Annotated in this window: 26 protein-coding genes, 1 pseudogene and 1 riboswitch; of the genes and pseudogenes, 15 read left to right on the top strand and 12 right to left on the bottom strand. The window is 68.4% G+C overall.

The window, feature by feature from the left end:
- Window positions 1-17 precede the first annotated feature (17 nt).
- Window positions 18-650 carry an NUDIX hydrolase gene (locus tag ACYQ8K_RS15790; protein WP_459970336.1) on the top strand — a complete coding sequence of 211 codons (633 nt, stop codon included), beginning with the start codon at window positions 18-20 and terminating at the stop codon, window positions 648-650.
- On the opposite strand, the gene thiE is transcribed toward ACYQ8K_RS15790, so the two are convergent.
- Window positions 622-1308, bottom strand: coding sequence for a thiamine phosphate synthase (gene thiE / locus ACYQ8K_RS15795; RefSeq protein WP_459970338.1), 687 nt, complete (start codon window positions 1306-1308; stop codon window positions 622-624). The two genes, ACYQ8K_RS15790 and thiE, sit on opposite strands and share 29 nt — an antisense overlap.
- 175 nt (window positions 1309-1483) lie before the next feature.
- On the opposite strand from thiE, the gene thiO reads away from it, so the two are divergent.
- From thiO to ACYQ8K_RS15815, 4 genes are read left to right on the top strand one after another with little or no spacing between them, the layout of a single operon-like run.
- Window positions 1484-2503, top strand: a complete 1020-nt coding sequence (gene thiO / locus ACYQ8K_RS15800) for a glycine oxidase ThiO (RefSeq protein ID WP_459970417.1) — start codon at window positions 1484-1486, stop codon at window positions 2501-2503.
- Window positions 2500-2697 (top strand): sulfur carrier protein ThiS, encoded by a 198-nt coding sequence (gene thiS / locus ACYQ8K_RS15805; protein ID WP_459970340.1) that lies wholly within the window; start codon window positions 2500-2502, stop codon window positions 2695-2697. Before thiO ends, thiS begins: the two co-directional genes overlap by 4 nt.
- Window positions 2690-3448, top strand: coding sequence for a thiazole synthase (gene thiG / locus ACYQ8K_RS15810; protein ID WP_459970341.1), 759 nt, complete (start codon window positions 2690-2692; stop codon window positions 3446-3448). The genes thiS and thiG overlap by 8 nt, the downstream gene beginning before the upstream one ends.
- Window positions 3445-4212 carry an SGNH/GDSL hydrolase family protein gene (locus ACYQ8K_RS15815; RefSeq protein ID WP_459970342.1) on the top strand — a complete coding sequence of 256 codons (768 nt, stop codon included), beginning with the start codon at window positions 3445-3447 and terminating at the stop codon, window positions 4210-4212. Before thiG ends, ACYQ8K_RS15815 begins: the two co-directional genes overlap by 4 nt.
- Before the next feature lie 3 nt (window positions 4213-4215).
- Here ACYQ8K_RS15815 and ACYQ8K_RS15820 read toward each other — a convergent pair whose 3' ends face one another.
- Window positions 4216-4737: a serine/threonine protein kinase gene (locus tag ACYQ8K_RS15820; RefSeq protein ID WP_459970344.1), complete on the bottom strand. Its 522-nt coding sequence runs from the start codon at window positions 4735-4737 to the stop codon at window positions 4216-4218.
- Between the two features lie 91 nt (window positions 4738-4828).
- Window positions 4829-5359 (bottom strand): serine/threonine protein kinase, encoded by a 531-nt coding sequence (locus tag ACYQ8K_RS15825; protein ID WP_459970345.1) that lies wholly within the window; start codon window positions 5357-5359, stop codon window positions 4829-4831.
- Window positions 5360-5697: 338 nt separating this feature from the next.
- On the opposite strand from ACYQ8K_RS15825, the gene ACYQ8K_RS15830 reads away from it, so the two are divergent.
- The 4 genes from ACYQ8K_RS15830 to ACYQ8K_RS15845 are packed head-to-tail and all read left to right on the top strand — an operon-like array spanning window position 5698 to window position 9490.
- On the top strand, window positions 5698-6045 hold the full coding sequence (locus ACYQ8K_RS15830) for a CD225/dispanin family protein (protein ID WP_459970346.1): 348 nt from the start codon (window positions 5698-5700) through the stop codon (window positions 6043-6045).
- 9 nt (window positions 6046-6054) lie between these two features.
- On the top strand, window positions 6055-6480 hold the full coding sequence (locus tag ACYQ8K_RS15835; RefSeq protein WP_459970347.1) for a DUF2752 domain-containing protein: 426 nt from the start codon (window positions 6055-6057) through the stop codon (window positions 6478-6480).
- A 53-nt stretch (window positions 6481-6533) separates the two neighbouring features.
- Window positions 6534-8024, top strand: coding sequence for a M28 family metallopeptidase (locus ACYQ8K_RS15840; protein ID WP_459970349.1), 1491 nt, complete (start codon window positions 6534-6536; stop codon window positions 8022-8024).
- Entirely contained in the window at window positions 8021-9490 is a 1470-nt protein-coding gene (locus ACYQ8K_RS15845) for a M28 family peptidase (protein WP_459970350.1), read from the top strand. Before ACYQ8K_RS15840 ends, ACYQ8K_RS15845 begins: the two co-directional genes overlap by 4 nt.
- A gap of 134 nt (window positions 9491-9624) precedes the next feature.
- Here the strand turns inward: ACYQ8K_RS15845 and ACYQ8K_RS15850 are convergent.
- Window positions 9625-10856 (bottom strand): annotated as a pseudogene (locus ACYQ8K_RS15850) (DDE-type integrase/transposase/recombinase).
- 150 nt (window positions 10857-11006) lie between these two features.
- Here ACYQ8K_RS15850 and ACYQ8K_RS15855 point away from each other — a divergent pair.
- A complete protein-coding gene (locus ACYQ8K_RS15855; RefSeq protein WP_459970352.1) occupies window positions 11007-12476 on the top strand; it encodes an HNH endonuclease signature motif containing protein in 1470 nt (489 codons plus the stop codon).
- 112 nt (window positions 12477-12588) lie between these two features.
- Window positions 12589-14034, top strand: coding sequence for a neutral zinc metallopeptidase (locus ACYQ8K_RS15860; RefSeq protein ID WP_459970353.1), 1446 nt, complete (start codon window positions 12589-12591; stop codon window positions 14032-14034).
- A gap of 16 nt (window positions 14035-14050) precedes the next feature.
- Here the strand turns inward: ACYQ8K_RS15860 and ACYQ8K_RS15865 are convergent, their stop codons facing one another.
- The 5 genes from ACYQ8K_RS15865 to thiC form a co-directional block, all read right to left on the bottom strand.
- The gene (locus ACYQ8K_RS15865) at window positions 14051-14920 is read right to left on the bottom strand and encodes an LLM class F420-dependent oxidoreductase (RefSeq protein WP_459970355.1); all 870 of its coding nucleotides are present in this window, start codon (window positions 14918-14920) and stop codon (window positions 14051-14053) included.
- Window positions 14921-14936: 16 nt separating this feature from the next.
- Window positions 14937-15371 carry a MarR family winged helix-turn-helix transcriptional regulator gene (locus tag ACYQ8K_RS15870; protein WP_459970357.1) on the bottom strand — a complete coding sequence of 145 codons (435 nt, stop codon included), beginning with the start codon at window positions 15369-15371 and terminating at the stop codon, window positions 14937-14939.
- 46 nt (window positions 15372-15417) lie between these two features.
- On the bottom strand, window positions 15418-16041 hold the full coding sequence (locus ACYQ8K_RS15875; RefSeq protein WP_459970358.1) for an alpha/beta hydrolase family protein: 624 nt from the start codon (window positions 16039-16041) through the stop codon (window positions 15418-15420).
- Complete coding sequence (thiD, locus tag ACYQ8K_RS15880; RefSeq protein WP_459970360.1) at window positions 16038-16865, bottom strand: bifunctional hydroxymethylpyrimidine kinase/phosphomethylpyrimidine kinase; 828 nt, start codon at window positions 16863-16865, stop codon at window positions 16038-16040. The genes ACYQ8K_RS15875 and thiD overlap by 4 nt, the downstream gene beginning before the upstream one ends.
- Before the next feature lie 103 nt (window positions 16866-16968).
- On the bottom strand, window positions 16969-18624 hold the full coding sequence (gene thiC, locus ACYQ8K_RS15885) for a phosphomethylpyrimidine synthase ThiC (RefSeq protein WP_459970362.1): 1656 nt from the start codon (window positions 18622-18624) through the stop codon (window positions 16969-16971).
- Window positions 18615-18725, bottom strand: a riboswitch (TPP riboswitch). (Overlaps the previous gene by 10 nt.)
- A 107-nt stretch (window positions 18726-18832) precedes the next feature.
- Between thiC and ACYQ8K_RS15890 the strand changes: the two genes are divergently transcribed.
- The 3 genes from ACYQ8K_RS15890 (at window position 18833) to ACYQ8K_RS15900 (ending at window position 23878) form a co-directional block, all read left to right on the top strand.
- Window positions 18833-19540 carry a PAS and ANTAR domain-containing protein gene (locus ACYQ8K_RS15890; RefSeq protein ID WP_459970364.1) on the top strand — a complete coding sequence of 236 codons (708 nt, stop codon included), beginning with the start codon at window positions 18833-18835 and terminating at the stop codon, window positions 19538-19540.
- Window positions 19541-19670: 130 nt separating this feature from the next.
- Window positions 19671-20030, top strand: a complete 360-nt coding sequence (locus tag ACYQ8K_RS15895; RefSeq protein ID WP_459970366.1) for an STAS domain-containing protein — start codon at window positions 19671-19673, stop codon at window positions 20028-20030.
- Window positions 20030-23878 carry a SpoIIE family protein phosphatase gene (locus ACYQ8K_RS15900; RefSeq protein ID WP_459970368.1) on the top strand — a complete coding sequence of 1283 codons (3849 nt, stop codon included), beginning with the start codon at window positions 20030-20032 and terminating at the stop codon, window positions 23876-23878. The genes ACYQ8K_RS15895 and ACYQ8K_RS15900 overlap by 1 nt, the downstream gene beginning before the upstream one ends.
- Window positions 23879-23882: 4 nt before the next feature.
- Here ACYQ8K_RS15900 and ACYQ8K_RS15905 read toward each other — a convergent pair whose 3' ends face one another.
- The gene (locus ACYQ8K_RS15905; RefSeq protein ID WP_459970419.1) at window positions 23883-24158 is read right to left on the bottom strand and encodes a hypothetical protein; all 276 of its coding nucleotides are present in this window, start codon (window positions 24156-24158) and stop codon (window positions 23883-23885) included.
- 72 nt (window positions 24159-24230) lie between these two features.
- On the opposite strand from ACYQ8K_RS15905, the gene ACYQ8K_RS15910 reads away from it, so the two are divergent.
- Window positions 24231-24497: an Rv1535 domain-containing protein gene (locus tag ACYQ8K_RS15910; protein ID WP_459970370.1), complete on the top strand. Its 267-nt coding sequence runs from the start codon at window positions 24231-24233 to the stop codon at window positions 24495-24497.
- Between the two features lie 16 nt (window positions 24498-24513).
- Here the strand turns inward: ACYQ8K_RS15910 and ACYQ8K_RS15915 are convergent, their stop codons facing one another.
- A complete protein-coding gene (locus ACYQ8K_RS15915) occupies window positions 24514-24960 on the bottom strand; it encodes a hypothetical protein (RefSeq protein WP_459970372.1) in 447 nt (148 codons plus the stop codon).
- Between the two features lie 120 nt (window positions 24961-25080).
- Window positions 25081-25887 (bottom strand): exodeoxyribonuclease III, encoded by an 807-nt coding sequence (locus ACYQ8K_RS15920; RefSeq protein ID WP_459970421.1) that lies wholly within the window; start codon window positions 25885-25887, stop codon window positions 25081-25083.
- Window positions 25888-25932: the final 45 nt, after the last annotated feature.

Genomic DNA, 25932 nt, shown 5'->3' on the forward strand with positions numbered 1-25932 from the left:
CTGCATATCCTGAATCCGTGCAGGGCGACGGTGACGGTTGGGTGATCTCCGACAGCGGCGCCCATTACTGGGGTCGCTTCGGCGCGGCGGGTTTGCTGCTGCGGGCCCCGCAACCTGACGGCACCCCCGCGGTGCTGCTGCAGCATCGCGCGGTGTGGAGCCACCAGGGCGGGACGTGGGGGCTGCCGGGCGGCGCCCGGGACAGCCACGAGACGCCGGAGGAGACCGCGGTCCGGGAAGCGAACGAGGAGGCCGGGCTGGTCGGTGAGCGGCTGGCCGTGCGCGCGACCGTGGTCACGGCCGAGGTCGCCGGGATCGCCGGCACGCAGTGGAGCTACACCACCGTCGTCGCCGACGCCGACGAGTTGCTGCACACCGTGCCCAACCGGGAAAGCGCCGAGATGCGCTGGGTCGCCGAAACCGAGGTGGCCGACCTGCCGCTGCATCCCGGCTTCGCGGCCAGCTGGCAGCGGCTGCGCACCGCGCCGGCGGTGTTGCCGCTGGACGACGGCGACGAGCGACGGCAATACCTGCCGCGCACGATCGAGATCGAGGCCGGCGTCTTCGTATGGTGCACGCCCGGCGACGCGGGCCAGGAGCCCTCGCAGCTGACCCGCCGGCTCAGCTCGATGCTGCCAGCGCCGAGCTGAGCCGATGCGCCGCGGCCCGCGGGTCGGCGGCTGCGGTGATCGCCCGCACCACCACGATGCGCCGGGCGCCGGCGTCGAGCACCTCGGGCAGCCGCTGCTCGTCGATGCCGCCGATCGCGAACCACGGCTTGTCGGTGCCGAATTCGGCGGCGGCCCGCACCAGTCCCAGGCCCGCCGCCTGGCGGCCCGGTTTGGTGGGCGTGGGCCAGCACGGCCCCACGCAGAAGTAGTCCGCGTCGCCGAGCGCCGCCGCGGCGGCGGCCTGCTCCCGGTCGTGGCTGGACAACCCGAGCAGGACGTCCGGCCCGGCGATGTCGCGCGCGACGGCCGGCGGCAGGTCGCCTTGCCCGAGGTGCAGCACGTCGGCGCCGGCCGCGCGGGCGATGTCGGCGCGGTCATTGACGGCGAACAAGGCGCCGTGCCGGCGGGCCGCGTCGGCCAAGATCCGGCACGCCTTTAGCTCCTCGCGCGCCTCGAGCGGGCCGAACCGCTGCTCACCGGCCGATCCCTTGTCGCGCAGCTGGATGATGTCCACGCCGCCGGCCAGGGCGGCGTCGGCGAACTCGGCCAGATCGCCGCGCTCACGGCGCGCGTCGGTGCACAGATACAGCCGCGCGGTGGCCAGAACGGAAAGTCGTCTATCAAAGGGACGCTGCACACCGAGACGCTAGCGCGCTAGCGTGGAGCCGAAGAGAACTACTAGACACGGGAGTCCCGGGTAGTCGAGTGACTGCGGGGCTGAGAGTGGGCACAGCCGGACCCATCCGGACCTGTCCTTACCGTCACACCTGATCCGGGTAATGCCGGCGAAGGGAGGCTCGACAATGACCGGGATGCCCTCGGGACCCCCGCTGGGGTCCCTGGCGGTCATCGGCGGCGGCGTCATCGGCCTCGCGGTGGCGCGCCGCGCCGCGCAGGCCGGGTGGTCGGTGCGGGTGCACCGCAGCGACCACAAGGGCGCATCCTGGGTCGCCGGCGGCATGCTGGCACCGCACAGCGAGGGCTGGCCCGGCGAAGAGCGGTTGTTGCGGCTGGGCCTGGAGTCGTTGCGGCTGTGGCGCGAGGGCTTCCTGGACGGGTTGCCGGCCGAGGTGGTCACCGCGCGCGAGTCGCTGGTGGTGGCCGTCGACCGCGCCGATGCCGAGGACCTGCGCACCGTCGCGGCATGGTTGTCCGCCCAGGGCCATCCGGTGGTCTGGGAGTCGGCCGCCCGCGACGTCGAACCCCTGTTGGCGCAGGGCATCCGGCACGGCTTCCGGGCGCCCACCGAACTGGCCGTGGACAACCGCGCGGTGGTGGAGGCTCTCGGCGCCGAGTGCGAGCGCCTCGGGGTGGCGTGGGCGCCGCCGGTGCGCGACCTGTCGGACGCCGAGGGCGACGCGGTGGTGATCGCCAACGGCATCGACGCGCCGGCCCTGTGGCCCGGCCTGCCGGTGCGGCCGGTGAAGGGCGAAGTGCTGCGCCTGCGGTGGCGCAAGGGTTGTATGCCGTTGCCGCAGCGGGTCGTTCGCGCCCGCGTGCACGGACGGCAGGTGTACCTGGTGCCACGCGCCGACGGGGTGGTGGTCGGGGCCACCCAATACGAGCACGGGCGCGACACCGCCCCGGTGGTGTCGGGGGTGCGTGACCTGCTCGACGACGCGTGCGCGGTGCTGCCGGCGCTGGGCGAATACGAGCTGGCCGAGTGCGCCGCCGGGCTGCGCCCGATGACCCCCGATAATCTGCCGCTGGTGCATCGCCTGGATGCGCGGACGCTGGTCGCCGCCGGCCACGGCCGGTCGGGATTCCTGTTGGCGCCCTGGACGGCAGAGCAGATCGTTTCCGAACTGGCCCCGGTGGGAGCACACCCATGATCGTTCTGGTCAACGAACAGAAAGTCGACGTCGACGCGCACACCACGGTCGCCGCGCTGCTGGATTCCCTGGGTTTTCCTGATCGCGGCGTCGCCGTCGCCATGGACGACGCGGTGATACCGCGATCACGTTGGGCCACAGAACTTTTCGACGGTGCCCGGCTCGAGATCGTGACGGCGGTGCAAGGTGGCTGACTCAAAACTGACGATTGGCGACCGCAGCTTCGCGTCGCGGCTCATCATGGGGACCGGGGGAGCGAGCAACCTCGCGGTGCTCGAGGAGGCGCTGGTGGCCTCGGGCACCGAACTGACCACCGTCGCCATCCGCCGGGTCGACGCCGAGGGCGGCACCGGGCTGCTCGATCTGCTCAACCGGCTGGGCATCACGCCGCTGCCCAACACCGCGGGATGCCGCGGCGCGGCCGAAGCGGTGCTCACCGCCCAGTTGGCGCGCGAGGCGCTGAGCACCAACTGGATCAAGCTCGAGGTGATCGCCGACGAGCGCACGCTGCTGCCCGATGCCGTCGAATTGGTGCGAGCTGCAGAGCAATTGGTCGATGACGGGTTCGTCGTGCTGCCCTACACCAACGATGATCCGGTGCTGGCGCGCCGCCTCGAGGACACCGGATGCGCGGCGGTCATGCCGCTGGGCTCGCCGATCGGCACCGGCCTCGGCATCACCAATCCGCACAACATCGAGATGATCGTCGCCCGGGCCGGCGTCCCGGTGGTGCTCGACGCCGGCATCGGAACCGCCAGCGACGCCGCGCTGGCGATGGAATTGGGTTGCGACGCAGTGCTGTTGGCCACCGCGGTGACCAGGGCCGCCGATCCGGCCGCGATGGCCGCCGCGATGTCGGCCGCCGTCACCGCCGGATACCTGGCCCGGCGCGCCGGACGGATACCGAAGCGGTTCTGGGCGCAGGCGTCGAGCCCGCAGCGATGAGTCGCTATGTCGCGCTGGGCAGTTCGATGGCCGCAGGTCCGGGCATCCGGCCCCGCGCCGCGGGGGCTCCGCGCTGGTCGGGCCGCTCGGCGCGCAACTACGCGCACCTGATCGCGCAGCGATACCAGCACGACCTGGTCGACGTCACCTTCTCCGGGGCGACCACCGCGCACGTGCTCGCCGAGCGCCAACGCGGGGCACCACCGCAGATCGCCGCGCTGGACGGCACCGAGAGCCTGGTCACGGTGACCATCGGTGGCAACGACGTCGGCTACGTTCCGCTGTTGATGGCCGCGTCGCTGCCGCGTCCACTGCGTCACGTGCCGCTGCTGGGGGACCGCATCGCCGAACTGCTGGATCGCGACGCGCGGGATCGCGCCCTGGACGCGGTGTTTGAATCGCTGTGCGCGGTCGGCCGCGCGTTGCGTCAGCGATCCGCCCGGGCACGGATTTTCTTCGTCGACTATCTGACGATGCTGCCGCCGCCGGGCGTGCCGGCGGAGCCGCTGTCGGACGCCGATGCCGACCTGGGCCGGCACGTGGCCGCCACGCTGGAGATGATGACGGCCGACGCCGCCGCGGCGACCGGTTGCGAGATCATCCGCGCCGGCGCGGCGGGTCGCGAGCATCACGCATGGTCGGCCGAGCCGTGGACGACGCTGCCGGCCCGCTTCGGTGTCCCGCTGCCGGGACGGCCCGCTCCGTTACACCCGAACGCCGCCGGGATGCGTGCGGTGGCGGATCTTATTGCGGCTCAGCTGTAGACGTCAGCCGTTGGTGCGCCACCACTGGTAGAGCGCGCTCACATCGGAGTTGGTCGCGGTCAGGTGGCCCAAGACGTTCTTGGCGTCGGTGGTCCAGGTCAACGTCGCGTAATTCTTATAGGTGCCACAAGCGATCTGGCCGCCCGTCTGGCCGTTCTGCTTCCAGGTTCCCGGCGACGCCCCGGCGTCCCCGCACGCGGCCAGGGACACGTCCTTGATGGTGGAACTGAAGGCGGAGCCCAGATTCGTGCTGTTGGAGAAGAGCGCGTAGACACCGGATCCCGGACCGTTGGAGTCGGGGCTCTGCCCGCACACCAGTTCGGCCAGTTCCCCGGTTTCGGAGAGCTCTTGCGGCTTGCAGTTGTTCAGGCCATAGCCCTTCGACAGCGAGGCGGCCAGCGTGTTCATGTCCGACGCGTTACCGGTGTTGGGTTCGGCGTTCGCGGCGCCAACGCCCGCGAAAGCCAAACTGCCTGTGAAAGTTGCGGCCGATACGACTCGCAGCGCGGTGCTCCAATGTGACATTTTCCTGACTCCCTGCGGTTGATGGAAATAAAGAGGGGTGAACGTTTCTTGGTTGTCGGTCCACGGAATCGGTTGCCGCACAGCGGGAGACTCACCCGTTGGCGCGCCACCACTGGTAGAGCGCCGCCACATCGGTGTTGGATGCGCGCAGGTAACTCAGCGTGTTGTTGGCGTCCGTGGTCCAGATGATCTCGGCGCCGTTTCGGTAGGTGCCGCAGGCCGCCTGCCCGGCGCTGGCGGCCGAACCGTCCTTGTGCCAGTTGGACGGTGACTGGCCGGCGTCCCCGCACGGGGTCAGGACGTCTTCCTTGATGGTGGCCTTGAACGAGGTAGCCAGGTTGTCGGCATTGGTGAACAGCACGTACTTAGCCTGCACCGGGCCGTGCGGGTCGGGGCTCTGCCCGCAGGTGAGCACCGCCAGTTGTGTGCTGCGGTCGATGTTCTGGGCGGTGCAGTTGTTCAGGCCGTAGCCCTTCGACAGCGAGGCCGCAAGCGCATTGATATCCGAAGCGTTCCCGGTGCCGGCCGGATCCGCGCTCGCCGGGCCGCCGCCCGCTAAGGCCAAACCGCCGGTGAGCGCCGTCGCCGTCGCCGCCCTCAGCACGTTGCTGAAATCAGACATGAATGGCTCCTTAACGGCCGCTTCTAAACACGGAATAGTAGGGCTATGTCGCAGTAAAGCAACACATTCCGCAGGCAATTGTCTGTGTGGGCATCCTTCCTCGGCACAACCCGTAGAGGCCCAGGAAAATGATAGTGGCACGCCGGTCGTCGCGCAGTGTCCCGAATTATGTTGAGGCGGCGCCACAATTCCGACTTTAGGCTTACGCGGTGGCGCTGCCGTCCTGTGCGGCCGGGGGCGCCGAAACAAGATTTCTTCATTGCTAGTGCCGATCCGAGCCCGCTCGGGTATGGTTAGCACCGCTTTACGTCAGCTAACTTCTCTTGACTGGAGAATCCATGACACAACCCCCTCCTCCGCCGCCCGATTATCCGCCGCCTTCGCCCGGTTATCCGCCACAGCCGCCAGCCGGCCAAGCGCCGAATAACTATCTGGTGTGGTCGATCCTGGCCACCCTCTTCTGCTGTCTGCCCTTCGGGATCGTCGCGATCGTCAAGTCGAGCCAGGTCAATGGGTTGTGGGCGCAGGGCCGTTACGCGGAGGCGCAGGCGTCCGCCGAAAGCGCCAAGAAATGGGTGATCTGGTCGGTGGTGATCGGCGTCGTCGTGGGCGTCATCTACGGCATCCTGCTGGCGGTCGGTGCGTTGAACACGAACACCAACGCGGCGCTCGCCGCGATGTTCTAAGGCCCGATCATGGTGACCCGCTGGGGGGCGGCGCACGCGAATCTGGGTGCACCACTGGTGGTGGCCGCATCCACGACGCTGATGTGCGCCGCCATCTGGGCGGGTGACCCGACCACCCCACACGGCCCCCTGCCGGTGTGCCCCACCAAAGCGTTGTTGGGGATCGACTGCCCCGGATGCGGCAGCTTACGCATGGTGTATTCGCTTATGCACGGCAATCTGTTGGCGGCCGCCAGGTTCAACGCTTTGGGCCTGGCGGCTGTCGTGCTGTTGGTGTGGACGTACTTCTCCTGGACCTACGGGCGCGTGGTGGGCCGGCGGATCCGCGGCTGGCAGCACCGGCGCTGGGCCGCCGTCGTCACGCTGTCGCTGGTGCTGGCCTGGTTCGTGGTGCGCAACATCCCCGTTGCGCCTTTCACCGCGCTGTATGTCTGATAGCGCCGTGTCCTGAACCGGGCCCCCGCGGCCGCGGTCTAACCTGGGGCGCGATGGTGAACAAATCCACGACGATTCCGGCGTTGGTCGCCGTGGTCGCTCTGACCGCATTCTCCACCGGCTGCTTCCATCGGTCGGCCGACTCGCAGCAAACACCCGCCGACGCGGGAGCATTTGCCTCGGCGCTGCGCGACAAGGTCACGACCGACGCGATGATGGCGCACCTGTCGAAGCTGCAAGACATCGCCAACGCTAACAACGGCACCCGGGCGGTGGGCACACCCGGATATGAAGCCAGCGTCGACTATGTAGCAAACGTGCTGCGGGGCAGTGGATTTGATGTGCAGACCCCCGAATTCTCGGCGCGCGTGTTCCATGCCGACAAGCCGGAACTCACCGTCGGCGGCAAGCCGGTGGAGGCCCACGCACTGGACTTCAGCCTGGGCACCGGGCCGGGCGGGGTGAGCGGGCCGCTGGTCGCCGTGCCGGCGAACAACATCGGCTGCGCGGCCCCCGACTACGCAAACCTGCCGGTCCAGGGGGCGGTGGTGCTGGTCGACCGCGGCACCTGCCCATTCGCCCAGAAGGAAGACGCCGCGGCACAGCGCGGCGCCGCGGCGATGATCATCGCCGACAACGTCGACGAGCAAGAGATGGGCGGCACTCTCGGGCCGGCCACCGACGTGAAGATGCCGGTGCTGAGCGTGACCAAGTCGGTGGGCGTGCAGCTGCGCGGACAGCCGGGGCCCACCACGATCAAGCTCAACGCCAGCGCCCAAAGCTTCCGGGCCCGCAACGTGATTGCACAGACCAAGACCGGCTCGGCGACCGATGTGGTGATGGCGGGGGCGCACCTGGACAGCGTGCCCGCCGGACCCGGGATCAACGACAACGGCTCGGGCGTGGCCGCGGTGCTGGAAACGGCTGTGCGGCTGGGGAGTTCGCCGTCGGTGCGCAACGCGGTGCGGTTCGGCTTCTGGGGCGCCGAGGAGCTCGGGCTGATCGGGTCGCGCAACTACGTCGAGTCGCTGGACCTGACGGCGCTGAAAAACATTGCGCTGTACCTGAACTTCGACATGCTCGCGTCGCCGAACCCCGGCTATTTCACCTACGACGGCGACCAGTCGCTGCCGATGGACGCTCGCGGCCAGCCGGTGGTACCCGAGGGTTCGGCCGGCATCGAGCGCACACTGGTCGCGTACCTGAAGTCGGCCGGAAAAACCGCGCAGGACACCTCGTTCGACGGCCGGTCCGACTACGACGGATTCACCCTTGCGGGGATCCCCGCCGGCGGCCTGTTCTCGGGCGCCGAGGGCAAGATGTCCGCCGACCAGGCCAAGTTGTGGGGCGGCACGGCCGACCAGCCGTTCGATCCCAACTACCACCAGAAAACCGACACCCTCGACCACGTCGACCGCACCGCGCTGGGAATCAACGGTGGCGGTGTGGCTTACGCGATCGGCCTCTACGCCCAAGACCTCGGCGGCCACAACGGCGTCCCCGCCATGGCCGACCGGACCCGGCACGTGCTCAACAAATCATGATCTCCCGGCTGGGTGCGACTCTGCTGTTGATCGCCGTGCTGGCGGGCTGTTCGGCGACGCGCCCGGGCACGCCGACGGCGACGCCGGACCTCGGACACAGTCTGGCCAAAAAGGTGAACGCCGAGGGCATGCTGACGCACCTGCGTGCCCTGCAGAACATCGCGAACGCCAATGGCGGCAACCGCGCGGACGGAACCCCGGGCTTCAACGCCAGCGTGGACTACGTCGCTAAAGCACTGCGCGACAAGGGTTTCGACGTGCAGACACCGCAGTTCGACCGACTCTACACCGTGTCGCTGGGTAAGCCGGCGGTGACCGTCGCGGGCCGCACCTACCCCGTCGACCAGGCCTCGCTGCTGGTTCAGACGCCGCCCGGCGGCCTGACCGGCCCGCCGGTCCGGCCGACGCGGCCGTCGGGTTGCGCGCCCAACGACTACCCGGCCGTCGTGCCCAAGGGCGCGATCGCCGTCGTCGATGACGCCCAGTGTTCGGTGGTCGACAAACAGAACATCGCGGTGGCCAAGGGTGCGAGCGCCCTGATCGTGCTCAGTTCCCCAACCGGTCGGGGAGTTCCACCCACGCTGTTCACCACGGGCTACTTCAAGCAGCTGACCGTGCCGGTCGCAGTGCTGGGCCCCTCCGGCGCCGCCGCGCTGACGGGCTCCACCTCACCGATACGTCTGGTGCTGGACGCGCAGAATGTCAAGATCACTTCCCGAAACGTCTTGGCGCAGACCAAGACCGGGTCGGCCCATGACGTTGTCCTGGTGGGTGCGCACCTGGACGGCTCGCGCGCCGGGCCGGGGATCAACGACGACGGCTCCGGGGTGGCCGCCGTGCTGGAGACGGCGCTGCAACTGGGCCCGCTCGCTCCGGTCAACAACGCGGTGCGGTTCGTGTTCTGGGGCGCAGACGAAGGCGGCCGCAACGGCGTGCTGGACTACGTGTTCGGCATGGACCGCGACCAACTGAATGACATCGCGCTGTACTTGAACTTCACCATGCTGGGTTCGCCGAACGCCGGATTCTTCACCGACGACGGCGATCAGTCCGGGCCGCCCGGGCCAGGCGTCTCGCCGGCGGACGTGCCCGAGGGTTCGGCCGGCATCGAACGCACCCTGTCCGGCTATCTGAACCTCGCCGGCAAGCGGCCGGCGGACATGCCGTTGGACACCAGGGCCGACTACCACCCCTTCATGATCGCGGGTGTGCCCGTGGGCGGCATGACCACGGGATCGTCTCAGCCGAAAACCCCTGTGCAGGCGCGGTTGTGGGGCGGCCAGGCCGGCGTGCCGTTCGATCCGAACGTCCAGAGCCCACGCGACACCGTCGACAACATCAACCGGGACGCGTTGGCCGTCATGGGTTCTGGCGTCGGGTTCGCGGTCGGCAGCTACGCGGAGTCCATCGGCGGGGTCAACGGCGTGCCGCCACACAACAAGAGGCATCGCAGCCGGGTGCCGTGACGGCGCGGCCGTTTTGAGTGGCAGGTCGTGCGCTCGCGGTAGGCCGTCGAACAGGTGGAGACGATCACAACCTTTCGGCCGCGGCCCCGGTTATCCACAACTGGCGACCCTGCAAGCAGCCGTGTTGCCTCACGTCAAGATGCGCGCGAAGGTGGATTCGTTGCCTCGTGTGGATGTGCGCGTTTGGGAACTGCGGCTTTGATGGCGGGTCCGGCCTTGCTGGTGGCCAGTTTGTGGAGTTGGGCGGTTAGGGCCTGGATCTGGCGTTGGGTGGCGGCGGGGTTGATCAGCGCGTGGGTTCGGGCCAGGGCTTGTATGCAGGCAACGGTCATGGCGGGGTGATCGATCGCCCGGTGAAACGGGGTGGCCGCGGTGTCGTATTTCTTGGACACCTTGGCGCCGTGGCGGACCTTGGAGATCAGTTTCTGCTGCGGGTAGAAGTAGTTGGTCAGTTGGACTGTAGTTGCCAGATCTCGTTGAGTAACAACAGTTCTGCTGCGGTGTCGTAGCGGTGGTAGCCGACGATGGTGCGGACCACCGCCCAGTTTTTCTGCTCGACGTGACAGCTGTCATTCTTGTTGGCCGGGCGCGCGCGGGTAAAGGTGATCTGGTGCCTTTTGCACCATTGCAGCAGGTAGACGTTGATGAATTCCGATCCGTTGTCAGAGTCCACCCCCAGGATCGGGAACGGCATCTTATAGGCGATGTCATTGAGGGCGGCCAAGACGCATTTGGCGGCCTTGTTGGGCACGGAGCGGTTCTCGGTCCAGCCGGTGGCGATGTCGGTGACCGTCAGCGTGAACGCGAACTGGCCAGAGGTGTTGCCGCCGTCGTGGGAGACGAGGTCAATCTCGACGAACCCGGGTTGGGTGTCGTCCCAGTCGGCCCAGGTCCGCACCGGAATCTGACTTTTGAGCAGCGATCCCGGCTTGGTGGCGGGTCGTCCCTTGAGCTGCTGTTTGGCCCGTTCGGGAGCCAGCCGACGATCGATGGTCGCCGCCGACATCGACACCAACAGCGCGGCGGTGTCCTCATCGATCACCAGCTCCCCAAAATGGCGCAACACCGCTACCAGCTCGTCCAACATCGGCGCCAGCCGCTTGCCGGCCGGCATGCCCAGCACCGTCCAACACACCGTCAGTGCGGCAATGACATCCGGTCCGTACTTCGATGGCCGCGGACTTCTCGGTGATACCAGTTTGGGCTGCAACGCCGTCTTGAGCGCCTTGCGGGCATGGTTGCGGTGCCAACCGGTAATGGCGCACAACTCGTCGAGAATGATGCCCTTTGCCCGTTTGTCCGCCAGTGAGTAACGGATCGCGATCGTTTCGCTCACTGCCCTGCGCTCGGCCAATGTCAACCCCATCAAACGGGCCTACTGAGGTCATCGCTGACTGATCAGGTAGGCGCGCCGCACGCGCGCATTTTCCGTGAGGCAACGAAGAGGCCTTTCGCGCGCATTTCAGATGAGTCAACGCGGCAGCTTCAGTCAGTGGATCGCGCTAATATCGAACGTATGTTCGGATGGCGGTGTGCGTCCCGGGAGGCGTCGGAGTCGGCGGTGTTGCTGGATCGGGTGCGTGAGGCGGGGCGCGCGGAGGCGCGGGCGGCCGCCGAGCGACTGGTGGCCGCCGGTGACTTGCTGGTATTGCGCTGCCGCGAGTCAGGGGAGCGTGCGGACTGGTCGGCGGACGCGTGGGATGCGGTGGCCGCGCAGGTGGGTGCGGCGTCGGGGTGCAGTGTAGCGATGGGCCACAGTTATTTGCGCTACGCCATGGCGATGCGGGATCGGCTGCCCCAGGTGGGCAAGGCTTTTCAGAACGGCGATATCGACTACCGGGCGTTTCAAACGATCGTGTTTCGCACCGATCTGATCACCGATGCCGAGGTGCTGGCCCGGGTCGACGCGCGGTTAGCGGTGGTGCTGTCGCGGCGTCCCTCGCTGACCAATGGCGGGTTGGCCGCCGCGGTGGATCGGGTCGTCGCATTGGTGGATGCCGATGCGGTGCGCCGCGCCAAGGACGCGGTCGCCGACCGCTATGTGGATGTGTTGGCCAATGAGTCGGGGATGGCCTATGTGGAGGGCAGCGTCCTAGGGGCCGATGGGCAGGCGTTGGATCGGCGGCTGAATGCGTTGGCCGCGACGGTGTGTCCGGCTGATCCGCGTACCGCTGCGCAGCGGCGCGCTGATGCGTTGGGGGCGTTGGCCGCCGGAAGTTCGCGGCTGGTGTGCGGCTGTGCGCGTGCCGAGTGTGCCGCGGGTCAGCCGAGTGCGGGCAAGGCTACGAGCAATGTCGTGATTCACGTGATCGCTGAGCAGGCCAGCCTTGAGCGCAGGGTACCGACGCCGGGTGTCCTGCCCGGCGTCGAGGGGCTTATCCCGGCCGAGGTGCTCACCGAGCTGGCCAAGTCGGCGCGGCTGGTACCACTAACGACACCGACAGGCGCCGAGGACCGTTACACGCCCTCGGCCGCGCTGGCCGACTTCGTGCGCTGCCGGGATCTGACCTGTCGGGCCCCGGGCTGTGATCGTGCGGCGACCGAGTGCGATGTGGACCATACGATCCCCTACGCCGACGGCGGCGCGACGCACGCCTCGAATCTGAAGGCGCTATGTCGTCTTCACCATCTGATGAAGACGTTCTGGGGTTGGCGCGACCGCCAGCTGCCCGACGGGACCGTGATCTGGAGCCTGCCCGACGGGCAGACCTACGTCACCACCCCGGGTAGCGCGCTGCTGTTTCCCCAGCTGTGCGCCCGCACAGGCGAGGCGCCCGCACCTGCCCCCAGACCCGAACGCTGCGCCGACCGCACCGCCATGATGCCCAAACGCGAGCGCACCCGCGCCCAAAACCGGGCCGCACGCATCGCCGCCGAGCGGCGGCAAAACCACCATGCCCGCCAACCGGAACGTCAAGAGCGCGAGGCCGCCCGCTTCGGTCCCGCCCCGCCCACCGAAGGTGATGGCGATCCACCGCCTTTCTAGTGCCTTCGCGCAAGTTTGCTGGGCCTGTCGATTCCCGCTGCCGTGTAGGTTCGGTGCCTCTAGGATGAGTTTCCTTGATGCTGCCCTGTAGCCGGTCGGGATGAGGTTGGTCATGAATAGCGCTGCGCTCAGGACGGCATTCGTATGGGCGGCGGCGGTGCTCGTGGTGGCCGGTTGCACGACGTTCGTCGACGGGCGTGCGTTGTCGACGCTCAACGACCCCTTTCTGGTCGGGGGACTGCCCGCGACCAACGGACCCAGCGGAATCCGTTCGAACGCGCCCACTCCCACCGGCAAGGTGCTAAACACCGACAACGGGCCGATCGACAACCTGGCGCTGTTGTCGGTCAACGACATCGAGGACTACTGGCAGTCGGTGTACGACCAATCGCTGAAGGGCAAATTCGTTCCCGTCAGCAAGATGGTGTCCTACAACTCCAGCGATCCGCGCAGCCCGATCGTGTGCCACAACGAAACCTACAAGCTCGTCAACGCCTTCTACACCGGCAAGTGCAACCTGATCGCCTGGGACCGCGGCGTATTCATGCCCGTCGCGCAGAAATACTTCGGTGACATGTCCGTCACCGGCGTGCTGGCACACGAATTCGGCCATGCGCTGCAGCAGATGGCCAAGCTGGTGACCCGACGGGACGCGACCATCGTCCGCGAGCAGCAGGCCGACTGCTTCGCGGGCGTCTATCTCTACTGGGTCGCCGACGGCAAGTCGCCGCGCTTCACGCTGAGCACCGCGGACGGGCTCGACCACGTGCTGGCGGGGATCATCACCACCCGTGATCCGGTGATGGACAGCGAGACCGAGAACGACGACGCGCACGGGTCGGCCCTGGACCGCATCAGCGCCTTCCAGATGGGCTTCCTCAACGGCGCCTCGGCATGTGCGGCGATCGACCGCCACGAAATCGAGCAGCGCCGCGGCGATCTGCCAAACGCCTTGCGGGTGGACAACTCCGGGGCACCGGAGACCGGCGAGGTGCCGATCAATCAGGAGACCCTGTCGAATCTGGCGGAGCTGCTCGGAAAGATCTTCGCCCCGACCAACCCGCCGGCGCTGTCCTACCAGCCGGCCGATTGCCCGGACGCCAAGGCCACCCCGCCGGCGTCCTACTGCCCGGGCAGCAACACCATCGTGATCGACCTGCCCGGGCTCGCCGCCATGGGCACGGTCGCCGACGAAAAGCAGCAGACCCTGCCGCAAGGCGACGACACCGCACTGTCCATCGTGATGTCGAGATACGCGCTGGCGGTGCAGCACGAGCGCGGCCTGCCGATGCAGAGCCCGTGGACCGCGCTGCGGACCGCATGCTTGACGGGTGTGGCACATCGCAAGATGGCCGAGCCGATCGACCTGCCCTCGCACAACCAGTTGCTGCTGACCGCCGGCGATCTCGACGAGGCGGTCGCCGGCCTGCTCACCAACCGCCTGGTGGCCAGTGACGCGGACGGCACCAGCGTGCCGGCCGGCTTCACCCGGATCGCGGCGTTCCGCGGCGGCGTGACCGGCAACGCGGACGCCTGTTACTCCCGCTATCCCGGATAACGAATCACTATCATTATCAACCTATTTCGGCGAGCCGTGGAATCACCTCGTCGCCCAGACGGCGGATGAACCCGACCGGATCCGGATTACCGGGGAACGGACCGGCATTCACCAGCTCGACGCCGAGTCCGGCATAACCCTCGACCGTGCGGAAATATCCGTCCAGATCCTCGAACGGATTGACGAAGTAGCCGACCGTCTTGCGGATCTCGCCGGGGTCGCGGCCGACCGCCTCGCAATGACGGTTGAGCACCTCGATCTTGTGCTTGATCGCGTCGACTTCGGTCACCGTGGAATTCCAGGTGTCGGCGTATTGCGCGACCAGACGCAGCGTCTTCTTTTCACCGTCCCCGCCGATCAGCACCGGGGGACGCCGAATCGGTTGGGGCGCACAGATTGTCTCGGCCAGCTGATAGTGCTTGCCTTGGTACGGGCCGTCGTTGTCGCTCCACATCTGCCGGCAGATCTGCAGCGTTTCCTCGAGCATCTCGAAGCGCCGGCTCACCGGCGGGTACGGAAAGCCGAGGGCGGCGTGTTCCCGGTCGTACCAGGCCGCGCCCAGCCCCAACATCGACCGCCCCTGCGACAAGACGTCCAGCGTCGTGACCGCCTTGGCTAACAGCCCCGGATACCGGTAGGTGACACCGGTGACCAGCAGGCTCAGCTCGATTGTCGCCGTCTGTCCGGCCAAAAAGCCAAGTGACGTGTACCCCTCCAGAAACGGATCCTCCGCGCGTCCCATGGCTTCCATCTGAAAGAAGTGGTCGGCCAGCGTGAACAGCGTCGCGCCGCCCTGCTCGGCGGCTTTGGCCGCGTCGGCCAGCGTCGGACCCAGCCTGGCCGGGTCTCCGGGTAGAAAGTCGATGAAGTGCAGTCCTACTTCCATTGTGGCACCTGTCCTTTCATTGTTCGGTCAAGCGCTCGAGCAGGGACAGCGCGTCGACGATGACCCGCCGCTCGGTCTCGGTGTAGCGCTCCTGGATGGTGCGGGCCAGCCACTCCTCGCGGGCCCGGCGGTCGCTTTCAGCGCGCCGCTTTCCCGCCGGGGTCAGCGAAACCACTTGGCGCCGACCATCATTCGGGTCCGGCGCGCGCTTAACGAGCCCGCGTTGGCCCAGGGCGGCCAGGATGGTGGCCATCGACTGGGGGCGAACCTGCTCGGCGCCGGCCAATGCGCTGGCCGACGACGGCCCGTCTTTCCACAGCCGGGTGAGCACCGCCGTCTGCGACGGGGTCAGCCCGTCGACCGCGATGTCCTTCAACCGGCGCCGTAGCCGGCTGAACACCACCCGGATATCGCGTGCCGCCGCCACGGCGGAGTCGCTGATGCCATCCACGACACCACCCTAGATTAGACAGTCAAAACTGTCCAGTTTTAACTGTCTAATCGCGGCCGAGCAGTTGCAGGGCCGCATCGACGGCCAGCGCCGGCACATTCAACGTCTTGGATCGCAGATCGTGGCGGGCACTGGCGATCTCGACGACGGCAGTCGTTCCGGTGATCAACGCGGCGGCGCCGCGCAATTCGTCGGGCGTGCCGAACGGATCCGACGTGCCGTGCGTGAACACCGTCGGCACCGTGATATCGGGCAGGTGCTCGGTGCGCGCGCGTTCGGGTTTGCCCGGGGGATGCACCGGATAGGAGAACAGCGTCAGCACGTCCACCGCGACCGCGCCGGCCGCAACCACCATGGACGTCTGCCGCCCGCCATAGGAATGTCCGCCGGCGATCAGCGGGCCGTCGGCGAGGCCGCGGCACAGCGAGATGGCCTCGACGATGCCGGCCCGGTCGGTGGCGGCCGAACCCGACGGCGGGCCGCTGGGCCGGCGGCGCCGGTAGGGCAGGTTGTAGCGCACCGCAAGCCAGCCGCGCTGCGCCCATTCATCGCAAACCTGTTGCAGCAGAGTGGAATCCCGGTTGCCACCGGCGCCGTGGGTCAGGACCACCACGCCCTTCGGTGCGCCGTCGGGTTGGTGCGCGATGCCCGCGATCTGATCCAAATTCATGACAGTCGAAACAGTGGGGAGACGGGGCCGTGGCCATGGCCCAGCGGGTAGGCGGCGCGCAGACACTCGGTGACCCATCGCTTGCCGAACTCGACGGCCTCCGGTACGGCGAAGTCGTGCGCGAGCGCACACGCCACGGCGCTGGCAAGCGTGTCGCCGCCGCCGTGGTCGTTGCCGGTGTCGATGCGCTCCGCGTCGAACTCGTGGAAATCGGCGCCGTCATAGAGCAGGTCGCAGCTGCGATCCGATGACCGCAGGTGACCGCCCTTGACCAGAACCCACTGCGGGCCCAGCGCGTGCAACGCCTTGGCCGCCGCCCGCTGCGACGGCGGGTCCACCACGTCGATGTCGACCAGCAGCCGCACCTCATCCAGGTTTGGTGTCACCAGCGTCGCCAACGGAAACAGTTGGTCGCGAAGCGAATCCAGGGCGGCCGGCGCCATCAGCGCATCGCCGTGCATGGAAGCCGCCACCGGATCGACGACGAGCGGAACCGTCAACCCGAGCCGGCGCCAGGTGGTGGCCACGGTGTCGATGATGCGCGGCGACGCCAGCATCCCGGTCTTGGCGGACTGGATGCCGATGTCGCCGGCCACGGCTTCGATCTGGCCGGCGACGACATCACCGGGCACCTCGTGAAAACTCTGCACGCCCAACGTGTTCTGCACGGTCACCGCGGTGATCGCGACGCACGCGTGCACCCCGAGCAACGCCATCGTGCGCATGTCGGCTTCGATGCCCGCGCCGCCCCCGGAGTCCGATCCGGCAATGGACAGCACCCGCCGCGGCGTCGTGCCCGGCGCAGGCAGCGGCAGGAACGTCACTGGGCTAATTGGCGGCGACCCGCAGCGCCCGGCTGCGCCGCGCTTGCGATCACCGCGGCTAATTGGCGGCGACCCGCAGCGCCCGGCTGCGCCGCGCTTGCGATCACTGTTGGGCCAGCGGTAGATACACCCGGTTGCCGTGCTCGGCGAACTCGCGCGACTTCTCGGCCATGCCCTCGGACATGGCCGCCTCGATCGCTTCCTCGCTGTCGAGGCCGTGTTTGGCGGCGTAGTCGCGGACGTCCTGGGTGATGCGCATCGAGCAGAACTTCGGGCCGCACATCGAGCAGAAGTGAGCGGTTTTGGCGGGTTCGGCCGGCAGCGTCTCGTCGTGGTACTCCCGCGCGGTGTCCGGGTCGAGCGACAGCGCGAACTGGTCGTTCCACCGGAACTCGAACCGCGCCGTGGACAGCGCGTTGTCGCGCTCCTGCGCGTGCGGGTGCCCCTTGGCCAGATCGCCTGCGTGCGCGGCGATCTTGTAGGCGATCACCCCGTCCTTGACGTCCTTGCGGTCCGGCAGCCCGAGGTGTTCCTTGGGTGTGACGTAGCAGAGCATCGCGGTGCCCGCCTGCGCGATGATGGCCGCGCCGATCGCGGAGGTGATGTGATCGTAGGCCGGCGCGATGTCGGTGGCCAGCGGACCCAGCGTGTAGAACGGGGCCTCCTCGCACCACTCCTCTTCCAGCCGCACGTTCTCGACGATCTTGTGCATCGGGACGTGGCCCGGGCCCTCGATCATCACCTGCACGCCATGGGATTTCGCGATCTTGGTCAGCTCGCCCAGGGTGCGCAGCTCGGCGAACTGCGCCGCGTCGTTGGCATCGGCGATCGAGCCCGGCCGCAGCCCGTCACCGAGGGAGAAGGTGACGTCGTAGCGGGCGAAGATCTCGCAAAGCTCGTCGAAGTTGGTGTACAGGAACGACTCCCGGTGATGCGCCAGGCACCACGCCGCCATGATCGAGCCGCCGCGGGACACGATGCCGGTGACCCGCTTGGCGGTGAGCGGCACGTAGCGCAGCAGCACGCCGGCGTGCACGGTCATGTAGTCCACGCCCTGTTCGCACTGCTCGATCACGGTGTCGCGGTAGAGCTCCCAGGTCAGCTCGGTCGGGTCGCCCTTGGTCTTTTCCAGCGCCTGGTAGATCGGCACGGTGCCGACCGGCACCGGCGAGTTGCGCAGGATCCACTCGCGGGTTTCGTGGATGTTCTTGCCGGTGGACAGGTCCATGATGGTGTCGGCGCCCCACCGGGTGGCCCACACCATCTTGTCGACCTCTTCGGCGATCGAGGACGTCACCGCCGAGTTGCCGATGTTTGCGTTCACCTTGGTTGCAAACGCCTTGCCGATGATCATCGGTTCGATCTCGGGGTGGTTGTGGTTGGCCGGGATCACCGCGCGGCCCCGCGCGACCTCGTCGCGCACCAGCTCGGCGGGCATGCCCTCGCGGGCGGCGATGTAGGCCATCTCGGCGGTGATCTCGCCGGCGCGGGCGCGCTGCAGCTGGGTGCCGCGATCGCGGACCACGCCGGGCCGCCCCGGCAGCCCGGCCCGCAGATCGATCGTCGCGCCCGGATCGGTGTAGGGCCCCGAGGTGTCGTACAGGTCGAAGTCGTCGCCGGTGGACAGGTGCACGCGTCGCACCGGCACCCGCAGGGTCACGCCGTCCGGCCCCTCGATCTCGCGGTAGGCCTTGCTGCTGCCCGCGATCGAGCCGGTGGTCACCGAAGCGTCGACGGTTTCGGAAAGGACGTCAGTCATTTTTATCTCCCTACGCCGGCATTACCCGGTCAGGTTCTTACGGTCGACGGCCCCGAGCCGTCCTCTCAGCGCACTCGGCGTGCGCTCCCGCGTCGTATGGATGGGTCCGCACGCGACGTTACCCCCACCCCGGACCGAGTGACATGGTTGACGGGCATTTCCGCCGGGGCAGTAGCCGAGGGCATCCCCGGAGTGGAAAAATGCAAACGTGCAACAGCGCAGGCGAACAGGGGAATCGTCATCAAACGGGGACGGTGTTCGATTTTCCGAGCCTGGCGAGCCGGCCCCCGGGTATCTGAACATCGGAGCGTTCCGCTTCTGGTTCGTGGGGCAACGCTGGGAATGGTCCGACGAGGTCGCCCGGATGCACGGCTACGAGCCGGGGGAGGTCGTACCGACGACCAAACTGCTGTTGTCGCACAAGCATCCCGACGACCGAGCGCATGTCCAGGAGTTGCTCGACTACGCCCTGCAATCCGAGGAGTCGTTCTCGAGCCGGCACCGGTTCATCGACACCGCGGGCGCGGTGCACGACGCGATCGTCGTCGCCGACCGCATGCTGGATGAGTCGGGCGCCGTGCTGGGCACCGAGGGTTATTACATCGACCTCACCAACACGTTCGACGAGACCCGCCAAGAGGTGCTCGACGAGGCGCTGCCCGACCTGTTCGAGAGCCGCGCGGCCATCGAACAGGCCAAGGGCGTGCTGATGTATGTGTACCGGGTCAGCGCCGAGCACGCGTTCAGCGTGTTGCAGTGGCGGTCGCAGGAGACCAACGTGAAATTGCGGGCGCTGGCCAAGCAGTTACTCCGCGAGGTGGCCACGCTTCCGTCGCCGGCGGCGGCCCTGCAGAGCCAGTTCGACCATTTGCTGCTGACAGTGCACGAGAGGATTCCCCCTGAGCCCACTGGGTAACCAACGAATCGGTAAACGGGCAGTTCGGGTACGGGTTAATCTCGGGGTGTCTGCGATGCGCGACCGCGCATCTCCGCCGCGTCGTCGGGCTTAGCGGCAGCAGATCCCTACGTAGGCTGCGGCGAAAGGCATGAAGTTGTTGGCGGTCGAGCACGAGGCCCACGACGACGTAGTGATCGTGAGCGTCAAAGGCGATGTCGACTCCAGTAGCGTCGGTGAGCTTGCCGCTCACTTGACCACCGCGCTCGGGCTGGCCTCGGCGCGGCCGGTCCGACCGGTGGTGATCGACTTGCTGGCTGTTGATTTCTTCGGCAGCGCGGCGCTGAACGCGGTGCTCGACTGCCACGAGGATGCGAAATCCGGCGGAACGTCGGTCCGGCTGGTCGCCGACCACGACCAGGTGTTGCGGCCGATGCAGGTCACCGAGCTGGACCGGGTGTTCGACATCTACCCGACGCTGTCCGCGGCGCTGCAACGAAGACGACAGTGATGGAGTCGCGACTCCCGGCTGACCTGGCCGCTGCTGTGTCATTGGGCGGCGAGATGGGCCGGCGGTTCGCCGAATTCGATTGGGACGCCCACCCCCTGGGACCGCCGCGGGACTGGCCGGGCGAGATGCGGGCGGCGGTCGCCACGACGCTCGCGTCTCGGTTCCCGCTCGTGCTGTGGCTGGACACCGCGGACCTGTTCGTGGTGTACAACGATGCCTACATCGAGATCCTCGGCGACAAGCCGGATTCCCTTGCCCAGCCCGGCCGCGTCGTGTGGTGGGACATCTGGGACTCGATCGGCCCGATGCTCGCCGGCGTCATCGCGACCGGTGAGGCGACCTGGTCGCGGGACCTGATGTTGCCGATGGTGACCGCCGGGCGCCGCGTGGAGCGGTTCTTCACCTTCACCTACAGCCCGCTGATGGGCGCCGACGGCAAGCCCTTCGGCATCTTCTGCCCTTCCTACGAGACCACCGATCGGGTGCTGAGTGAGCGCCGCCTGCACCTGCTCAACACGGTCGCCTCCGCGATCGTCGGTAGCCGCAGCGTCGACGACGCGGTCGGTGTCGCCGTCAAGGTGTGCGCCTCACAGCCCGCCGACCTGTCGTTCATCGCCGTCTACGCCGACGCCGGCGCGCGCGGCGGCATCACGCTGCGCGGCGCGACGCCGGCGGTACGGGCGCTGTTGCCGGACCGATTGGCGCAGCTGACCGAGTGGGATGCGGCGCGGTCCCGCGCCGAGGTCAAAGTCATCGACGACGTCGCGCACGCGATCCCCGGCATCGACGACGTCCTGGGCGCCGACTGTCCGCAGGAGGCCCTGGTGCTGCCGCTCGGGGAGGCCTCGACCGCGGCAGCACTGGTGATCGGGGCCAGCCCGCGGCGCCCGCTCGACACGCAGTTTCAGGGTTTCTGCCAGCTGCTGGCCGACCAGCTGACGTCGACATTCGCTTCGATCGCCTCCTACGAGCAGCAACGGCATCGCGCCGATGAGCTGGCCGAACTGGACCGGGCGAAGACCGCGTTTCTGACCAACGTCAGCCACGAGTTCCGCACCCCGCTGACCCTGCTGCTCGGACCGCTGGACGACGCGCTATCCGACGCCGCGCCGGAAAGCGTCCTCGCGGAGCGGCTCACCACCGCGGGACGCAACGCGCGTCGTCTGCAGCGCCTGGTGGATTCGCTGCTGGATTTCTCCCGCATCGAGGCCGGCCGGGCCAACGCGAAGCTGATGCGCACCGACGTCGGCGCGCTCACCGCGCAGATCGCGTCGTCGTTCGCCGAGCTGTGCCACCGGGCGGGACTCGAGCTGGAGCTGGACTGCGCGCCGGCGCTGGCCGACCTCGATCCGGGCATGTGGGAGACCATCGTCCTCAATCTGCTGTCCAACGCGGTCAAATACACGCTGCGGGGCACGATTTCGGTGCAGGTGCGAGCCGAGTCCGGGGACTGTGTGATTGCCGTGCGCGACACCGGGGTCGGGATCGGCGCCGAGGACCAGAAGCTGCTGTTCGAGCGCTTCTACCGGGCCGACAACGTTCGTGGCCGCAGCGTCGAGGGCACCGGGATCGGGTTGTCCCTGGTCCGCGGGCTGGTCGAACTGCAACGGGGCACGGTGGCGATCGACAGCGAAGTGGACCGCGGGACGACCGTCACCATCCGGGTGCCGCGCTCGGTCTCCGGCGCGGTCGTCGAGCCGTCGCCCGCCGGGCTGGACGAGACCAATCCGTATGTCGCCGAGGCCAGTCAATGGGTGACGACGATCGCCGAGCCCGTCGCGCCCGGAACGACCCGCCAGCTGGTGCTGATCGCCGACGACAACGCCGACATGCGGGCGCACCTGGACCGGGTGCTGTCGGCGCGGTGGGAGACGGTTCTGGTCGGCGACGGCGAGTCGGCGCTGGCCGCGACGCGGAACCTGCGCCCGGACGCGATCGTCACCGACGTGATGATGCCGGGGCTCGACGGCTTCGGATTCGTCGCCGCGGTGCGCGCCGACCCGGACTTGGCGGCGACGCCGATCCTGATGCTGTCCGCCCGGGCCGGCGCCGAAGCCGTCAACGAGGGCTACGCAGGCGGGGCCGACGACTACCTGCCCAAGCCGTTTCGGTCCCAGGAGCTGATCGATCGGTTGGCGTCGAGACTGTCCGCGGTCGGCCGCGAGCGGGACCGGCAGCGCCGCGAGGCGCAGTCGACCCTGGCGTCGGAACTGGTGCACCTCGACTCGGCGCTGCAGGCCACCACCTCGGTCGGTGGAATCATGGACGCCCTGCTGGGCTCCTCTTTCGGCTCCGGCGACGCCGGTGCCGTCGCGATCGGGGTGGTCGACGGCGAGCAGTACCTGCGGTTCGAATACGCCGGCGACCTGCCCGCGGAGTTCCGCGACCGCTACCACGTCGTCGCGCTCGACGCCCCGTTGATCGGGGCAGACGTCGCGCGCACCGGTGAGTCGATGGTCGTCACCGACACGTTCGAGCTGCCGCCGCGCTACGAGCACGCCGTGCAGGACAGCGCGGCCAGCATCCGCGCCTGCGTGGCTCACCCGCTGCGGGACGGCTCCGGCCGCATCCTGGGCGTGCTGGCGTTGTTGTGGCCGTCGCCGCGCCAATTCGACGCCGCCGAACTCGACGCCTTCGCCCGGATGGCCGAGCTGACGTCCGCCGCCGCGGACCGGGTGCGCCTGATGGCGCGCGAACACGAGATCGCGATCGACTTCCAAGAGCACCTGCTGGACCTGGATCGCGGTTCCACCGCCGCGGTGGTGTCGGCCGTCTACCAGCCGGCGGGGGAGGCGATGCGGGTCGGCGGTGACTGGTACTCGGTCACCCCGCTGGACCATCCGGGCCGGATCGCGATCTCGGTCGGCGACGTGGTCGGCCACGGACTGGCCGCTGCGATCGTGATGAGCAGGTTGCGCGCGGCCGTCGCCGCCTCCGCGCTGACCGCGGGCGAGCCGGACGCGGTGCTGGGAGCGCTGGACCGATACGCCGCCAGCGTCGACGGCGCGCGCTGCGCGACCGTGGCGTACGCGCAGATCGACACCGAGGCCCGGGACGGCGCCGCCACCGTCAGTTACAGCTGCGCCGGACATCCATACCCGTTGCTGGTGCTGCCCGACGGTCGCGCGGTCTATCTGGAGTCCGGCCGGCGTGCCCCGGTGTCGGTGACGGGAAACGGCGCCCCCGGCGCGGCGGACGAACCGCCCCGCGACACCGCGACGGCCGAGCTGCCGGCGGGTGGGCTGATCCTGCTCTATACCGACGGACTCATCGAACGGCCCGGCGAAACGCTCGACGACGGATTCGAGCGGCTCCGGGCGGCCGCGGCGCAGTGCGCCGGGCTGCCGGTGGAACAGATCTGTGCGGAGTTGCTGTCCCGGATGACCCCGCCGTCCGGCTACCGCGACGACGTCGTGGTGCTCGCGCTACGGCCCAGCCACCTGGCCGCGGGCAGCTTCGCCACCGTGGTGCCGGCCGCGCCGGCTCAGATTCCCGTCGCGCGCGAACAGCTGCGGGACTGGCTGAACACCATCGTCGTCGAGCCGCGCCGGGAAACGGACATCCTGTTGGCGACCGGTGAAGCCGTCACCAATGCGATCGAACACGGCAGCCGCGCTGAGCGACGTCAGACGGTGTCCATCGAGGCCTTCCTACATCGGGGCACCGTCGCGGTCACCGTCAGCGACACCGGCCGGTGGGTCGGCGATTCGTCGGCCAGCCTGCGCAGCCGCCGCCGCGGACGCGGGCTCACGCTGATGAGCGGGTTGGCCGACGGCGTGGAAACGCTGCGTACCCCGGCCGGGACCCGGGTCACCCTGCGCTTCGACGACGCCGTCGCGGGGAGCTGACCGGCTAGGCCTCCTCCATCGCCTCGCCGAGCTCCTCCAGCAGCTTGTTGTGGTGGTTGCTCGCCAGGAAGTGTCCGGCGGCGATGACCAGGGCCACCGGCCAGTCGATGAGTTCGAGGGCCGCCAGGGCCGCCAGCCCGCCGAAGTAGGCCAGCTGCTCTGGCCTGGGGATTTCCACCTGACCGACCGCCGGCAGGTTCACCACGAATGTTTCGCCCTCGCGGACCTTCTCCACCGCCTCGCGCTGGGTCGTGCCGCACCGCGACTTCTTTTCCGCCATCATTTGCCTTTCGGTAACGAAGGGTTTCCCGTCTCGCTGGGTCGCGCGTCCAACGTCGGACTTATGTCGACGATGACCGACACCGGGGGCGATCCGCTAGTTTCATCGTTTGCTTCGGTGCTGAGGGTGCCGCTACTCGAACTCTATGCGCTGTTGTGGCGCGTGGGGGTGGTCGAGATTCGGCACAGCGATCGGGCGCCTCGTCGCGGCACGAACGCGCGGCCCCGGGTGATCCGGGGGCCCATCTGTCCGGACCCGTCCGCCCACGCCAAAGATCGGGTGGTGCGCTTGCCGCTGCCGCACGTGGGGCCTGCGGTGTACAGCCAAGCGACCGGCTGACCGGCGGCGGGTTCGCCTAGTTGGTGCTGCGCAGCCTCGTGGAGCCCGCCCGGCGTCCGGCCGTTTTCTTGGCCGTGGACTTGGTGGCGGTCTTCGCGGGCGCCGACTTGCGCGGCGCCGGCTCCGCCGGCACCGCTGTGAGGTTCGCCTTGACCGCGCGGGGCTCTGCGCCCTGCTTGCGGCTCAACTTCTGCAACAGCAGGGCGCTGCCGCCCACCGCCAGCAGCAGCGGCCACTCCACCAATCCGGCGACGCCCAGCGCGCCGAAGGCCAGCGCGGCCGCGGGCGCCGAATGGCTGCCGCTGTTCATCCCGCGCTTGACGCCCTCCGCGGCGCCGGTGACACCGCCGATGACCCCGTTGACCGCCGCGCCACCCACGGCACCGGCGGCCGCGGTCGTCGCGGTCGCCGCGCGGTTCACCGCCTGACTCACGCCTCGGACTGCTCCGCCGATGACACTCATGATGACTCCCTGCTCGTGCTATTGATTTTTAAAGCCTGCCACCAAGCCATCGCGCAGACAACGAGAAGCCGCACCGAATTTGCCGGAGCTTAATGTGACGCCCGGTCGTGCTGGCCGTGGTTAGTCGCGCCTCACATCGATGAGCACCGGCGCGTGATCGCTGGCCGCCTTGCCCTTGCGTTCTTCGCGGACGATCTGCGCGTCGGTCACGCGGCCCGCCAAAGCCGGTGAGCCAAGGATGAAGTCGATGCGCATGCCTTGCCGCTTGGGGAACCGCAACTGGGTGTAGTCCCAGTACGTGTAGACCCCGGGGCCGGGCGCGAAAGGGCGCACCACGTCGGCGAATTGCGCCTCGACGATGGCTTCGAACGCGCGTCGCTCGGGCTCCGAGACGTGCGTGGCGCCGGCAAAGAACTCCATACTCCAGACGTCGTCGTCTTGCGGGGCGATGTTCCAGTCACCGGCCAGCGCGATCGCGGCGGTGGGATCGTCGCGCAGCCAACCTGCCGCCGAATCACGCAGTGCGGCAAGCCATTCCAGTTTGTAGGTGTAGTGTGGGTCGCCCAGGGCGCGTCCGTTGGGAACGTAGAGGCTCCACATCCGGACGCCGCCGCACGTGGCGGCCAGGGCGCGGGCCTCCGCAGTGGCGGCGACTTCGGGCTTGCTGCTCCAGGTGGGCTGGCCGTCGAAGCCGATCTGCACATCGTCGAGGCCGACGCGCGACGCGATGGCCACTCCGTTCCATTGATTGAAACCGACGTGGGCCACCTCGTAGCCGAGTTCGAAGAACGGCAGGGTGGGGAACTGGCCGTCGGAGCACTTGGTCTCCTGCATCGCCAGCACGTCGACGTCGGCGCGGGCCAGCCAGTCGACGACGCGGGGCAGCCGGGAGCGAATCGAGTTGACGTTCCAGGTGGCAAGCCGCAGCGGCGAAGCCGGACGCGGCGGGTCGCCGCCATCAAGCGTCTGGTC

Source organism: Mycobacterium sp. MUNTM1, from assembly GCF_054660795.1.